General features: G+C 72.5%; 12 protein-coding genes. 3 read left to right on the top strand and 9 right to left on the bottom strand.

From position 1 onward, the window contains the following. The first annotated feature begins 67 nt into the window (after positions 1-67). Positions 68-1,279: a PucR family transcriptional regulator gene (locus NUT86_RS31735; protein ID WP_159485486.1), complete on the top strand. Its 1,212-nt coding sequence runs from the start codon at positions 68-70 to the stop codon at positions 1,277-1,279. 113 nt (positions 1,280-1,392) lie between these two features. Here NUT86_RS31735 and NUT86_RS31730 read toward each other — a convergent pair whose 3' ends face one another. Then, complete coding sequence (locus NUT86_RS31730) at positions 1,393-3,450, bottom strand: phosphocholine-specific phospholipase C (RefSeq protein WP_274738710.1); 2,058 nt, start codon at positions 3,448-3,450, stop codon at positions 1,393-1,395. Positions 3,451-3,676: 226 nt separating this feature from the next. On the opposite strand from NUT86_RS31730, the gene NUT86_RS31725 reads away from it, so the two are divergent. Then, positions 3,677-4,579, top strand: a complete 903-nt coding sequence (locus NUT86_RS31725) for a class I SAM-dependent methyltransferase (protein WP_274738708.1) — start codon at positions 3,677-3,679, stop codon at positions 4,577-4,579. A 79-nt stretch (positions 4,580-4,658) separates the two neighbouring features. On the opposite strand, the gene NUT86_RS31720 is transcribed toward NUT86_RS31725, so the two are convergent. Continuing rightward, the gene (locus tag NUT86_RS31720; RefSeq protein ID WP_037741294.1) at positions 4,659-5,942 is read right to left on the bottom strand and encodes an MFS transporter; all 1,284 of its coding nucleotides are present in this window, start codon (positions 5,940-5,942) and stop codon (positions 4,659-4,661) included. Positions 5,943-5,947: 5 nt separating this feature from the next. Continuing rightward, positions 5,948-7,117 (bottom strand): PLP-dependent cysteine synthase family protein, encoded by a 1,170-nt coding sequence (locus NUT86_RS31715; protein WP_159485492.1) that lies wholly within the window; start codon positions 7,115-7,117, stop codon positions 5,948-5,950. A gap of 141 nt (positions 7,118-7,258) precedes the next feature. On the opposite strand from NUT86_RS31715, the gene NUT86_RS31710 reads away from it, so the two are divergent. Then, on the top strand, positions 7,259-7,573 hold the full coding sequence (locus tag NUT86_RS31710) for a hypothetical protein (RefSeq protein ID WP_274738706.1): 315 nt from the start codon (positions 7,259-7,261) through the stop codon (positions 7,571-7,573). Positions 7,574-7,813: 240 nt separating this feature from the next. Here the strand turns inward: NUT86_RS31710 and NUT86_RS31705 are convergent, their stop codons facing one another. The 6 genes from NUT86_RS31705 to NUT86_RS31680 all read right to left on the bottom strand — a co-directional run bounded on the left by NUT86_RS31705 (position 7,814) and on the right by NUT86_RS31680 (position 13,350). Beyond that, positions 7,814-8,245 (bottom strand): hypothetical protein, encoded by a 432-nt coding sequence (locus NUT86_RS31705; RefSeq protein ID WP_148591844.1) that lies wholly within the window; start codon positions 8,243-8,245, stop codon positions 7,814-7,816. A 126-nt stretch (positions 8,246-8,371) separates the two neighbouring features. Next, positions 8,372-8,926 (bottom strand): ATP-binding protein, encoded by a 555-nt coding sequence (locus tag NUT86_RS31700; RefSeq protein ID WP_274738704.1) that lies wholly within the window; start codon positions 8,924-8,926, stop codon positions 8,372-8,374. A 165-nt stretch (positions 8,927-9,091) separates the two neighbouring features. Continuing rightward, positions 9,092-11,221 carry a xanthine dehydrogenase family protein molybdopterin-binding subunit gene (locus NUT86_RS31695; protein ID WP_274738702.1) on the bottom strand — a complete coding sequence of 710 codons (2,130 nt, stop codon included), beginning with the start codon at positions 11,219-11,221 and terminating at the stop codon, positions 9,092-9,094. A 71-nt stretch (positions 11,222-11,292) separates the two neighbouring features. Further along, the gene (locus NUT86_RS31690) at positions 11,293-12,288 is read right to left on the bottom strand and encodes an FAD binding domain-containing protein (protein WP_018088998.1); all 996 of its coding nucleotides are present in this window, start codon (positions 12,286-12,288) and stop codon (positions 11,293-11,295) included. Continuing rightward, on the bottom strand, positions 12,285-12,785 hold the full coding sequence (locus NUT86_RS31685; RefSeq protein ID WP_446750839.1) for a (2Fe-2S)-binding protein: 501 nt from the start codon (positions 12,783-12,785) through the stop codon (positions 12,285-12,287). Before NUT86_RS31685 ends, NUT86_RS31690 begins: the two co-directional genes overlap by 4 nt. Before the next feature lie 178 nt (positions 12,786-12,963). Then, the gene (locus NUT86_RS31680) at positions 12,964-13,350 is read right to left on the bottom strand and encodes a hypothetical protein (protein WP_159485500.1); all 387 of its coding nucleotides are present in this window, start codon (positions 13,348-13,350) and stop codon (positions 12,964-12,966) included. Positions 13,351-13,542: the final 192 nt, after the last annotated feature.

Genomic DNA, 13,542 nt, shown 5'->3' with positions numbered 1-13,542 from the left:
TCGGCTCCGCACCATGCTGCGTCCCACCCGCTTCCCCGTCGTTGGCGCGATCGCCTAGGGTCCGACCGTGGATCTGTCGGATACGCCGAACCCGCCGGACCTCGGTGGGACGAGCGAGGAGCTGTTCGCGCTGGCCAACGCCGTGGCCGCGGTGATCGGTGGCTCGGTGGCGATCGAGGACCTCGACCACCGGGTGCTGGCGTATTCGTCGGTGCCGGGCCAGCGGATCGACGAGCTGCGCCGCCGCGGCATCCTGGACCGGCGGGTGCCCGACGAGCCCGCACCGCAGCGCCAGTACCGCGAGGTGCTCGCCGCGCCCGGCGTCGTCCGGCCGCCGCGGCTCGCCCCCGGTGAACTGCCGCGCGCCGCGGCCGCGATCCGTGCGGGCGAGCTGCCGCTGGGCACCATCTGGGCGATCGAGGGGGACCCCGGGGCCGGTGCGGCCGGTGACCGGGCGCTGCTGGACGGCGCGCGGCTCGCCGCGCTGCACATGCTGCGCCGCCGCAGCTCGGCCGAACTCGGTCTGCGGGCCCGCGAGGAGGCGCTGCGGGCGGCGCTGTGCGGTGACGGCGGCGCGCAGGAGATCCGGTTTCGGCTGGGTCTGCCGGAGCGGCCGAGGCTGACGCTGCTGGGGTGTGCGCCGGCTGCGGGCGGGCCCGACCGGACCGGACCGGAGGTGGTCCGGCTGGGTGCGGCGGCCGCCCGTCACTGGTCCGCCGTGCACGGTGAGGCGGCCGTGGCCACCGTCGGCCGTACCGTCTACGTCCTGCTGCCCGGGGCCGGCCCGGACGAGGCCCGCCGGCTGGCCGGACAGGCCGTGGCAGCGCTCGGCCGCACCCTGGACACGGCGCTGCGCACCGCGGTCAGCCGCCCCGCCGACGACCCCGCCGGACTGCCCGCGCTGCGCGCCGAGGTGGACGACATCCTGCGGGTGACGACGGCGGACGCGGACGCGCCGGAGGTCGCGGCGCTCACCGATGTGCACGCCCGCGTCCTGCTGCTGCACTGCGCCGACGCGCTGGAGCGCCACCCCCGTCTGCGCCACCCGGGCATCGAGGCCATGCGCGCGCACGACCGCACCCGCCGTACCGCGTACGCCGCGTCGGTGGTGGCCTGGCTGGACGCGGCCGGCAATGTCGGGGAGGCCGCGCAGCGGCTGACCGTCCACCCCAACACCCTCAAGTACCGCCTCCGTCGCGCCCATGAGCTGTTCGGGATCGACCTCGGCCACCCGGATGTGCGGCTCTCGTGCTGGCTGCAACTACGGCTCGCCGACTGACCGCACGGGGCCGGCCGGGGCAGCGCAACGGGGCGCCCGCCGCTTCGGCGGGCGCCCCGTTCTCCGCCGGGACACCGGCGGAATGAGCGTGAGGGACGGAGCGTCGTGGGGGCTCAGTCCGTGATGATCGCCGGGTCGCTCACACCCGCCTCGCCGGTCTCCACGTGGCCGGCGAACCGGCGCAGGAAGGTGCCGTCGGTGTCGGAGGTGACCGACAGGTCGTACCAGCGCTTGCTGGCGCGCAGGTCGAACGACTTCTTGACGGTGGCGCCCGCACGGACCGGGTAGGTCTCGCTGGCCCCGCCGTAGGCCTGGGTGACGGTGAGATGGCAGTCGGTGCGGCCGGGGTTGGTCAGGGTGAGCTCGACGCGGCCGGCGGTCGCGTCATGGCGGGCGGTCACCTCGGGCCCGGTCTTCTTGCCGGCGCCCTTGAAGGTGCGCAGGAAGCCGTTCGGGCCGTGGACCGTCAGGTCGTACACGTCCTTGGAGTAGGAGGTGTTCCAGGTGTCGGAGATCTTCTTGCCGGCCTCCGTGGTGTACGACCAGGGGCCGTCGGTGCGGTTGCCGGCGGTGACGGTGAAGCAGGCACCGGCCTTGTCGCCGCTCTTGAAGGTGAGGGTGAAGCGGCCGGTGGAGGGGGTCGCGGACCCGTCGACGAGCGGTGCGTACGGCAGCGGGCGGGCGGGGCGGGAGCCCGGCTCCTGCTTGGGCAGCACGGGGTTGGCGGGCGGCTTCGCCACGAGGCCCTTGTGACGCTCCTTGTCCGGCGGCTCGTAGCCGTCGGTGGCGGGGAGCGAGGCCGGCTTGGTGTTCTCCAGGCCGAAGTCGAAGGCGGAGGTCAGGTCGCCGCAGATGGCGCGCCGCCAGGGCGAGATGTTCGGCTCGTGCGCGCCGAACCGGCGCTCCATGAACCGGATGATGGAGGTGTGGTCGAAGACCTCCGAGCAGACGTAGCCGCCGGTGCTCCAGGGGGAGACCACGAGCATCGGGACACGCTGGCCGAGGCCGTAGGGGCCGGCCGCGAACTTGGCGTCGCCGGGGAAGTGGTCGAGCGTGGTGTCCACGGTCGACTTGCCCCGGTCGGCGGAGGCCGGCGGGAAGGGCGGGGCGACGTGGTCGAAGTAGCCGTCGTTCTCGTCATAGGTGATGAACAGGGCGGTCTTGCTCCACACCTCGGGGTTGGAGGTGAGCGCGTCCAGCACCTGGGAGATGTACCAGGCACCGTAGTTCGCGGGCCAGTTGGGGTGTTCGGTGAAGGCCTCGGGGGCGGCGATCCAGGAGACCTGGGGGAGCTTGTCGGCCTTCACATCGGCCTTGAGCAGGTCGAAGTAGCCGTCGCCCTTCTTGGCGTTCGTGCCGGTGCGGGCCTTGTCGTAGAGCGGGTCGCCGGGCTTGGCGTTGCGGTACTGGTTGAAGAAGAGCAGCGAGTTGTCGCCGTAGTTGCCGCGGTAGGCGTCCTCGATCCAGCCCCACTTGCCGTCCGCGTCCAGGCCGTCACCGATGTCCTGGTACATCTTCCAGGAGATCCCGGCCTTCTCCAGCCGCTCCGGGTACGTCGTCCAGCTGTACCCCAGCTCCGCGTTGTCGAGGACCGGGCCGCCACCCGAGCCGTCGTTGCCGACGTGGCCCGAGTACATGTAGTAGCGGTTGGGGTCGGTGGCACCCATGAACGAGCAGTGGTACGAGTCGCAGACGGTGAACGCGTCGGCGAGCGCGTAGTGGAACGGGATGTCCTTGCGGGTCAGGTGGGCCATCGTCCCGGCCGTCTTCGCGGATATCCAGTTGTCGTACTTGCCGTTGTTCCAGGCCTTGTGGCCGCCCGCCCACTCGTGGTCGAGGCCCTCGATGAACTGCATGCCGAGGTCTTCGGCTTCCGGGTGGTAGGGCAGCACCTCTTTGTCGCCGTCCGGCTGGTGCCAGACGGACTTACCGCTTTCGAGGACGAGCGGGCGCGGGTCACCGAAGCCGCGTACGCCCTTCATCGAGCCGAAGTAGTGGTCGAAGGAACGGTTCTCCTGCATCAGGACGACGATGTGCTCGACGTCCTTGATGGATCCGGAGCGTCGCTTGGCGGGGATGGCTGCGGCACGGGCGATGCTGCTCGACAGGGCCGAGGCGCCCGCGGTGGCGCCGGCGATCTGGAGGAAACGCCGGCGATTGAATTCAGGCATGGGCTGGGGAACCTCTTCAGATGTGGGGGAGTTGGCGAAATGACGGTACTGGTGTGCGGTTGTGTGAGGAGTGGTGCGAAACCACGGTCAGCAGAGTGTTCCAAGAGGAACGAGCGCCAGGGAAGGGGGGGGTGTCGCAGATATGGCACATCGGGGTACGGGCGACGAACTCCCTGGTCGGGAACGCCGTACAGCCAACTGCGGGCATTTCGAACAAGGGGGAGCAATGGGACAGGGCAATGATCAGGGCGTGGCCGGGGACGGCGGGACACCGCTGCCCGACGAGATCGCTGCGGACAACGCCGAACAGGGCGGGGCCTGGAACGGGGACGACGGACGGTACTGGGTCCAGCACCGGGAAAGGCAGGAGGCGAGGTATCGCCGGCTCACTCCGCACTTAATGGCGGCGGCCGGGATCCAGGCGGACAGCCGGGTGTTGGACATCGGATGCGGCAGCGGCGGTACGAGCCTGGAGGCGGCGCGGACCGCGGCCGAGGGAGCGGTGCTCGGCGTCGATGTGTCGGCGCCGATGCTGGCCGAGGCCCGGAAGCAGGCCGCGGGCTCCGGACTGCCGCAGGTCACCTTCGAGCGAGGGGACGCACAGGTCCATCGCTTCGAGGACGGCGCCTTCGATATCGCGATCAGCCGTTTCGGGGTGATGTTCTTCGCCGACCCGGAGGCGGCGTTCGCAAATATCGCCCGAGCGCTGCGTCCGGGCGGGCAGTTGGCGTTCCTGTGCTGGCGGAGCGTGCGGGACAATCCCTATCTGACCGTGCCGATGGGCGCCATCGCCCCGTATGTACAGCTTCCGGAGCTCGAGGCGCCGGGCGCCCCGGGCCCGTTCTCCCTCGTTGACACCGACCGGATCGAGAAGCTGCTGGACAGCGCGGGATTCGACGAGATCACGATCAGCGCCGTCGACGAGCCGATGTGGATGGGGACCGATCCGGACGACGTGGTGGCCTACCAGCTCGGCATACCGGCCTCGCGCGCGATGCTCGCCGAGGCGAGTGCGGAAGCGCGGGCCAAGACAGAAACCGCGTTGCGGGATGCGCTGGCCGAACACCAGGGCCCCGACGGCGTCACGCTCGGCAGCGCGGCGTGGCTGGTGACGGCCCGCCGCCGATGACCGGCTCGGCAGCCCGGATCCGGTGCCAGTCGGGAGGTGGCCACCCCGCTCCTCGTGGACGGGGTGGCCACCGGCTCGCTCAGCCCATCGCCGCCGCCGGCCCGGCGACCGGGGCCAGACGGCCCGTGCGGTGCAGTCCGTAGAGGGCGGCACTGCAGGCGAGGCCCAGGACCGGCAGGGCGATCCAGGGCAGGGCGGGCAGTCCGGCCGACCGGGAGGCGTCCAGTGCGGCACCGGTGAGCAGATTGCCGAGGGTGATGCCGATACCGCAGATGGTGTTGTAGAGCCCGTAGTGGGTCGCCACCAGGCGGTTTCCTGACAACCGGACGATGGTGTCCATCTCGAACGGGTACGTGATCATCGTGCCGAGCGCGAGCAGCAGCGCACAGAGCGCCGGCGGGACGGCCGCGAGGGCCCAGCGGCCGGGGCCCTCGGCCGGCACCGGCAGCGCCGTGGCGGCCAGCAGCGGAACGAAGGCCAGCCCCATGGTCAGCAGACCTCGGGCGAGCGCGCGGCCCGCGGTCATCCGGGCCTTGCACCAGCGCGTCACCCTGGTCTGGCCAAGGATGGTGCTCAGCCCGGACACCGCGAACAGCCCGGCGACCGCCGCGGTGCCGAACTCCCCCTCGCCGCCCAGTCGCCGTACCTCCAGCGGCAGCGCCAGATAGACCTGGAACGACAGCACATACGAGCCGATCATGGCTCCGGAGAACAGCAGGAACGGCCGGTTGGCCAGCACGCCGCGCCATGAGGACGGCAGGCCCGCCCGCCGGTCGTCACCGGCCGGAGCGGTCTCGTCCCCGCGGGCCGGCAGCGCACGGATCTGCACGATGCTCAGCAGCGCGAAGATCCCCGCCGAAACCAGGCAGGTGACCTGGAAGTTGACGCCGGTGAGCACCATCCCCACCAGCGGGCCGAGCAGGATGCCCGCCTGGTAGAAGACGTTGAACAGCGCAAACGCCTCCAGCCTCCGGTCGCCCGCCGCGGCGGCCAGATAGGCCCGGACCGCCGGGTTGAACAGCGCACCGGCCAGTCCGGTGGCCGCGGACGCCGCCAGCAGCGCGGGCAGCGAGTCCACCAGCCCGAGCGTCGCGAATCCGAGCGTCCGCAGCACACAGCCGGCCACGATCAGCGGCTTGTAGCCGAACCGGTCGGCCAGCGCGCCGCCGACCAGGAACATCCCCTGCTGGCTGAAGTTGCGGACGCCCAGGACCAGTCCGACCAGCCAGCCCGCCAGGCCGAGCGTCCCGGACAGATGCGCGGCCAGATACGGCATCAGCATGTAGAAGCCGAGGTTGATGGTGAACTGATTGACCATCAGCAGCCGGGCGCTGCGCTCGTAGGAACGGAACTGTGTGAGCATGCCGGTCACCGGTCCTCCCCCGCAGCGTGGGCGGGCGCGTCGCCGGTCGGGCCCGCCACACCGGACGTGCCGAGCGGATCGACGACCTGCGCGCACCGGCTCCAGACGGTGACCTCCCGCTCCCCCAGCCGGCTCAGGGTCTGCGGCCCGTCCGCCGGCGGGGCGTCGAGCAGGCCGTGTTCGGCGCAGTACTGGTCGTCGTAGACCGTGCTCAGATAGCGCTGCGGTCCGTCGGGGAAGACGGCCGCGATACGGGTGCCGGCCGGCTCGGTCCGGCTCAGCCAGCCCGCGACCAGGGCGACCGCGCCGACGCTCCAGCCGCCGGTGGCGTAGTGCGAGGACGCCAGCGTGCGGCAGGCCCAGACCGCTTCGGCGGGTGCGACCCAGTGCACCTCGCTGAACTGGTCGTAGGCGACATTGCGCGGGTAGATGCTCGATCCCAGCCCGCGCATCAGCCGCGCACGGGCGGGCTGTCCGAAGATGGTCGAGCCGATGGTGTCGACGCCGACGAGCCGCAGCTGCGGGTAGAGCTGGCGCAGCACCCGGGACACCCCGGCGGAGTGCCCGCCGGTGCCCACACTGCACACCAGGACGTCGATATGGCCCAGCTGGGAGGCGAGTTCGAGGGCCAGCGGCAGATAGGCGGTGGTGTTGTCGGGGTTGTTGTACTGGTCCGGGCACCACGCGCCGGGGTGGGCGGCGAGCAGTGCGCGCACCCGGTCACGGCGGGCCTGCTGCCAGCCGCCGCTGGGGTGCGGCTCGGGGACGAGCTCGACCTGGGCGCCGTACGCGGTCAGCAGCCGGGTCATCGAGGACTCCAGGCCGGGGTCGGTGACCAGGCTGACGGGATGGCCGTAGACCATTCCGGCGAGCGCCAGGCCGAGCCCGAGGGTGCCACTGGTGGATTCGATGATCCGGGCGCCGGGCTGCAACTCACCACGGGCGCGGGCGCGTTCGACCATGTGGAGTCCGGGACGGTCCTTGATGCCGCCCGGGTTGCGGCCTTCGAGCTTGGCCCAGAAGCCGCGGCCGGGCGGGGTGAGCGGCTCGGAGATGTGCAGGACGGGGGTGTTGCCGACCAGGCCGGGGATGCCGGAGGCGGGGGCCGGGCCCGGCGTCGGGGAGGCGGGGGCAGCAGGAGAGACGGAACGGGCCGCCGTGGGGAGAGAGTGCATTTTTCGCTCTCGTTCGGTGGGTGGGGATATACGGGCGCTCCTCTCGCGCCGGCCGGGGTGGCCGGGCGCGACGGCGGGCTCCTATATCCGGCACCGGCAGAGGGCGGCGAGAGTGGACCGGCCGCCGCGTGCCGGTCTGTAGTGACCGGCCCCGCTCCCCGCGGCCGGGCGCCGGCCGGCCGCGACGCGAACGGCCCCCGCGAGGACGGCGGGCACCGCGGCGCCCTCCGTACCGGCGGCCGGCCGGCCCTGCGGGAGATGACCGGACGGGCCGGGCACACACGCGGGGTCGTGGTGCCCGCCGTCCGTCCCGGCGGTCGCCTGGACGGGCGCGGCGGCCATGGCGGCGGACCGCCCCGACGAGACCGCCGCCGGCACCGGCACATCGTGGTGGCCGTCCGCGCCGTCGGCGCACGGGAGCACCACGGACAGCAGTCCGGCGACCAGGAGCAGTAAGACGGCCGGCCGGCGGTGGCGTAAGCGGGCGCGCCTCGGTGAGCGGGCGCCGCTCAGGAATCGGGCGCCACTACGGAGGCAGGCGCCACCAGGGACGAGGAAACGGAACGGACGGCACAACGGAACGCGCAACGGCACAGGTTCTCCGTGGGACTGCCGCCGCGCCGGAGCAGCACACGCACACACGCATGCACACGGGCGGACGGCATCGGCAGGGGGTGATCCGGAATCGGCCGGAATCTAGACCTGCTGCACCACGGATCCCGTTGCGCTGCGCAACGGTGGGAGGGCGGCACGAGCGTTCTCGGACGCCTTGGACCGGCTCTGCGACGGCGGATGCCAGGAGGAGCCCGCAGCGGGAGTGGGGCAGGGCAGCGCCATGGCGGCACCCTGCTGGGGCTGGCCCGCGACACACAGCTCGTCGGAGTGGTGCCCGGGGTGCTCCGGTCCCTCGGAGTGACCGCTGTGTCCGGAGGCGAGCCAGCCGCCGGAGTCCGCGGCGGCGGAGGCCGCGACCGGCAGGGCGTTCACCAGATGGCCTTCGGCGCTCTCCGCCCGCGCCCCATGGGCGACCAGCACACTGATCAGCAACGCGGCCAGCCACAGCACACGAAACGGAACCGCTGAACCGCGGTTCCGCATGCTGCTGTTGGCCGACCTGACCGTTGCCATACCGCGATCGTAACCGCGGCGGCCTCCCGTTGCCGGTTTCCCCGCGCCCGGCGCGACAGATATCAGCCGGTGGGCGAGGCGTGACGGGGGTGGGCGTCAGCGCCTCGCGCCTTCATTGACGGCGGGTCAGACCAGCGACACCGCGTTCGACGCCGCCGGGGTGGCCTCGGCAGCGGTCCCGGTGGCTTCCTGCAGGGGCTCGACGAGCGGCTCGACCGGTACGGCCGGAGGCACCGCCGGCTGGCCCTTCGCATCGGGCACGCTGCGCAGCGGGGTGCGGCTGGTCAGCGGCGACTTGCGGGCCGCCTCGACCCGGCGGGTGAACCAGATGACCTTGCCGTCCGGGGTGCCGCAGGTGCCCCAACTGTCGCTCAGTGCCGCCACTCTGGAGAGCCCCCCGCCGCCCGCGCTGAGCAGCTTCGGCAGGCGTGGCCCCTGGTCGGCGACGGAGGCCGTGAGGTGCCGGCCGGTCCAGCGGAGTTCGACGACGCACGGGGCGTCCGGGCCGATATGGCGATGGACGTTGGTCAGGAGTTCCGCCACTCCCCGGCACACGGGCGGGATATGCAGCTCAAGATCCCAGTACCGCAGGTGCGCGGCCAGGATCCGCCGGATCTGCGGCACACGCTCCGCCGAAGCATGCAGTTCGACCGTGTAGTGCCGGTCGCCGGGAAGTGTCATGTCGTGGCTCCTCACCGCGAGGCTCACGCCCTTCACCTCGTTGGACCAACGAACCCCGAAACACGAAGAGTGAGCATTAATCACGTATGGGTCATTTGTCATGGTGACCCGGCCGGGCGGGTTCCGCAACAGATCTTGGGTCAGTGGAGTCCTCCGGCACGGTGCTCACCCCGGCCGGTCCGGCAGCCGCGGCAGGACCTTGTCCGGGGTGAGCGGGAGGTCGCGCAGCCGGACCCCGGTGGCGTGCCGTACGGCGTTGGCGAGGGCCGCCGCGGTGCCGACGATGCCGATCTCCCCGATGCCCTTGCTGCCCATGGGGTTGAGGTGCGGATCCTCCTCCTCCAGCCAGTGCGCCTCGATCAGCGGGACGTCGGCGCAGACCGGAACGTGATAGGAGGCCAGATCGCACTCGGCGAAGTCGCCGAACTCGGCGTCCAGACCGCTGCCCTCCGTGAGCGCCATCCCCAGGCCCATGGTCATCCCGCCGATGAACTGGGAGCGCGCCGTACGGGAGTTGAGGATGCGGCCGGCCGCATAGACACCCAGCATCCGCCGCGCCCGGACCTCTCCGGTGACGGTGTCGACCTGCACCTCGGCAAAGGTGGCGCCGAAGGAGTGCCGGGCGTACGGGGAGCGCTCGGACGTCTCCTGGCGGGTGTCGACGGCGGCCGTCAGCCCGTCGGCCGGGAGCGGTCCGACGTGGTCCCGCAGCCGGTGCCGCAGCTCCGTACAGGCCTTGTGGACGGCCCAGCCCCAGGAGGCGGTGCCCGCGGAACCGCCGGCCAGCATGGCGGGCGGCAGATCGCTGCTGCCGATCTCGATGCGGATCCGCTCGTCGGGCACGGCCAGCACACCGGCGGCGAGCTGCGCGAGGACGGTGCGGGCGCCGGTGCCGATGTCGGTGGCGTTCACCCGGATCCGGTAGGTGCCGTCGGCGGCGGCGTGCGCCTCGGCGGAGGAGGCGGCGATGAGGACGGGGTAGGTGGCGGCGGCGACACCGGTGCCCAGCAGCAGATCGCCCTCGCGCCGGACCCCCGGCCGGGGGTCCCGGGGCCGCCAGCCGAAGCGCTCCGCGCCCTCCCGCAGACAGCCGACCAGATGCCGGCTGCTGAAGGCGCGGTCGCTGTCCGGCTCGGTGTCCGGCTCATTGCGCATCCGCAGGTCGACGGGGTCGATGTCCAGGAGGACGGCGAGTTCGTCGACGGCCGACTCCAGGGCGTACATCCCCGGTGCCTCGCCCGGTGCGCGCATCCAGGAGGGCGTCGGTACGTCGAGCGGGACCACACGGTGCACGGTGCGGCTGTTCGGCGAGGCGTACATGACGCGCCCCGGGACCGCGGCCTGCTCGACGAACTCCGTGACGGTGGAGGTGTGGGTGGCGGCTTCGTGAGCGAGGGCGGTGAGGACCCCGTCGTCGCCCGCGCCCAGGCGCACCCGCTGGATCGTGGGTGCGCGATGACCGACGACCGCCGGCATCTCCCTCCGCGGCAGGGACAGTTTGACCGGGCGCCCGGTGTGGCGGGCGGCCATCGTGGCCAGGACGACCTGGGGGCGGGGCGTCCCCTTGGAGCCGAAGCCGCCGCCGACATGCTCGGAGAGGACGGTGATCTCGCTCCGGTCGAGCCGGAACAGCGCGGCGAGGTCCTCGCAGACCTTGGTGGCGCCCTGGCTGGAGTCGTGGACGGTCAGATGGCCGTCGCTCCACCAGGCGGTGGAGGCATGGGGCTCCATGGGGTGGTTGTGCAGCGGGGGCACGGTGTATGTGGCGTCGACGGTGACGGGCGCGGCGGCGAACGCCCCCTCGAAGTCGCCGCGTTCGCGGGTGCCCGGATAGCCGCCGTTGGCGGTCTCCGCGTCGTACAGCCCCGGATGACCGGCGGTCAGCCGTACGTCGTGTGCGGCGGTTTCGTAGCGGACGCGGACCGCCCTGGCGGCGGCGCGGGCGGCTTCGAGGCTGTCGGCGACGGCGAGGGCGACATACCAGCCCCGGTGCGGCACCCGGTCGTCCTGGAGCACCGCCAGCGTGGGGTCGTCGGTGGTCGCGAGGCGCGGCGCGTTCTCGTGCGTCAGCACCGCGTACACCCCCGGCAGGGCGAGTGCCGCCGCGACGTCCACGGCGGTGACCCGGCCGCGGGCGACGGTCGCGGGCACCGGCCAGGCGTAGGCGCAGCCCGGCGGGGTGTGTTCGGCCGCGTATCGGGCGGTGCCGGTGACCTTCTCCCGGCCTTCCCGGCGCACGAGCGGGGCGCCCACGGGGTACGGGGGTGGGCCGGGCGGGAACGAGTCGGGGCTCATGACGCGCGTCCTTGGGTCGGGGGCCGGTGCCGGGTCGGCGGTGGCGGTGGTCCTTGTCGTGGGAGGGGTCGTCAGTGGTCGTCGGCCGGGGCGGCCAGAGCGGCCAGCACGCCGACGGCCAGATTGCGGGCGAGCGTGACCTTGAAGCCGTTGTCGCGCAGCGGCCGGGCGGCGGCGAGTTCGGCGTCGGCGGCGCGGGCGAAGGTGTCCTCGGTGGCGGGCGACCCGTGCAGCACCTCTTCGGCCGCGCGGGCGCGCCACGGCCGGTGCGCGAGCCCGCCGAAGGCGAGGGCGGCCCGTCGTACGGCGCCGTCCCGCACCTCCAGTACGGCGGCGACGGAGACCAGGGCGAACGCGAACGAGGCGCGGTCGCGGGCCTTGCGGTAGCGCGAGCGTGCGCCCGGGGCCGGCGGCGGCAGCTGGACTGCGGTGATCAGTTCGCCGGGCCGGATCTCGGTGTCCCGCTCCGGGCTGTCGCCGGGCAGCCGGTGGAAATCGGTGACCGGCACGGTGCGCTCGCCATCGGGGCCGTGCAGATGGACCTCGGCGTCGAGGGCGGCCAGCGCCACCGCCATGTCCGACGGCTGGGTGGCGACGCAGTGCGCGGAGTGGCCCAGTACGGCGAGATCGCGGTGTACCCCCTCGCGGGCCGGGCAGCCGGTGCCGGGGGCGCGCTTGTTACAGGGCTTGGTGATGTCCTGGAAGTACAGGCAGCGGGTGCGCTGCAGCAGATTGCCGCCGGTGGTCGCGATGTTCCGCAGCTGCCCCGAGGCGCCGGCCAGCAGCGCCTGCGACAGGGCAGGGTAGCGGTCGCGGACCGGGACCGCAGCGGCGAGATCGCTGTTGCGGACCATCGCCCCGATCCGCAGTCCGCCGTCCGGCAGCTCCTCGATACGGTCGAGCGGCAGCCGGGTGACGTCGATGAGCAGCTCCGGCGTCTCCACGCCCAGCTTCATCAGGTCGACGAGGTTGGTGCCCCCGCCGAGAAAGCGGGCGCCGGGCTGCCCGGCCGCGGCCCGTACGGCCTCCTCGACGCTCGTCGCCCGCAGATACCCGAACGGCTTCATGACGCCGCCTCCCGTACCGCTTCGACGATCCGCGGATAGGCGCCGCAGCGGCACAGATTTCCGCTCATCCGCTCACGGATCTCGTCGTCGGTCAGCTCGACCGGAGCCGCGGGGTCCGCGGTGGGCGGGGTGACATGGGACGGGAAGCCGTCGGCCGTCTCGGCCAGCATCCCGACGGCCGAACAGATCTGGCCGGGGGTGCAGTAGCCGCACTGCAGGGCGTCCCGCTCCAGGAAGGCCTGCTGCAGGGGGTGCAGCCGCTCCCCCTCTGCCAGGCCCTCGACCGTGGTGATCTGCCGCCCGTCCTGTGCCACGGCCGGCAGCAGACAGCTGTTGGCGCGCCGCCCGTCGACGAGCACGGTGCACGCGCCGCACTGGCCGTGGTCGCAGCCCTTCTTGGCGCCGGTCAGACCGAGGCGTTCACGGAGCAGGTCGAGGACCGTGGTCCGGTGGTCCACGGTCAGCGTCTGCGTCACTCCGTTGATGTGCAGCACCAGCGAGGAGCTCTGGCCGTCCGCCGACGGAGCACCGCCGGTGTCCGCCGGATGTTGGGTGGACTCCACTCCCTCATGCCTTTCCGGTCCGGGCCGCGAGGCGGCTGCCGTGAGCGGCCGTTTGATGCGCCGTGCGCCGTGGCCGTGGTGGCCCCGCCGCTCAGGGGCGGCTGGAGGCCCGCTAGCGGGTCTCCAGCCGCAGCTCGACTTCCTTTTCCTGGTCGCCGGCGGCCGTCCCGAGGACGTGCACGGCGAACGCGGGCTCCAGGCCCTTGCACAGCTGGTCGACGGCCCAGTAGCCGCCCTGGAGGCTGACCATGACGGGCGCGGTCAGCCGACGGGGCTCGGCGGTGGCCTTGCGCTCACTCACGTCGAAGGTCGAGGTCCACACGGTCGACCCCGCACCGGCCACCTCCTCGGGCACATCGTCCGCCGCCCGGTCGGAGCTGAAGGAGGTACGCAGCGCACTGAAGACGGCGTGCGCGTCCTGCGTCGCGCAGCTCTCCAGCTCCACCATCACCTCGGCCGATACGTGTTCCGTGTGTGACGCCTGTTCCGCGCTGTTCACTGTGGGGCCTTTCCTCCGGGGGCTGAACGCTTCCAGGCTCGCCCCGCGGCCCGGTGTGTGCGACCGGAGGCACGAACGAGTGGTTTGAACGGGCGGCAACCGCATGGCACCGATCGGGGGATTACGCTGTGTAGTCAGCACGAGCGTTCTGTGACCGAAGATGCCTCATGCGCAGCGCTCGGCCCTCGCAGC

It is taken from the genome of Streptomyces sp. G7(2002) (assembly GCF_028870195.1).
GTDB classification, from domain to species: Bacteria; Actinomycetota; Actinomycetes; order Streptomycetales; family Streptomycetaceae; genus Streptomyces; species Streptomyces nigrescens.
Note: the sequence above shows the minus strand (reverse complement) of the source record. Positions and strands in the feature narration are given on the sequence as shown.

Excerpts from the sequence above, each read along its gene's own strand:
- NUT86_RS31695 (WP_274738702.1), bottom strand. The coding sequence starts at position 11,221 with ATGAGCCCCGACTCGTTCCCGCCCGGCCCACCCCCGTACCCCGTGGGC.
- NUT86_RS31730 (WP_274738710.1), bottom strand. The coding sequence starts at position 3,450 with ATGCCTGAATTCAATCGCCGGCGTTTCCTCCAGATCGCCGGCGCCACC.
- NUT86_RS31700 (WP_274738704.1), bottom strand. The coding sequence starts at position 8,926 with ATGACACTTCCCGGCGACCGGCACTACACGGTCGAACTGCATGCTTCG.
- NUT86_RS31725 (WP_274738708.1), top strand. The coding sequence starts at position 3,677 with ATGGGACAGGGCAATGATCAGGGCGTGGCCGGGGACGGCGGGACACCG.
- NUT86_RS31720 (WP_037741294.1), bottom strand. The coding sequence starts at position 5,942 with ATGCTCACACAGTTCCGTTCCTACGAGCGCAGCGCCCGGCTGCTGATG.
- NUT86_RS31715 (WP_159485492.1), bottom strand. The coding sequence starts at position 7,117 with ATGCACTCTCTCCCCACGGCGGCCCGTTCCGTCTCTCCTGCTGCCCCC.
- NUT86_RS31690 (WP_018088998.1), bottom strand. The coding sequence starts at position 12,288 with ATGAAGCCGTTCGGGTATCTGCGGGCGACGAGCGTCGAGGAGGCCGTA.
- NUT86_RS31705 (WP_148591844.1), bottom strand. The coding sequence starts at position 8,245 with ATGGCAACGGTCAGGTCGGCCAACAGCAGCATGCGGAACCGCGGTTCA.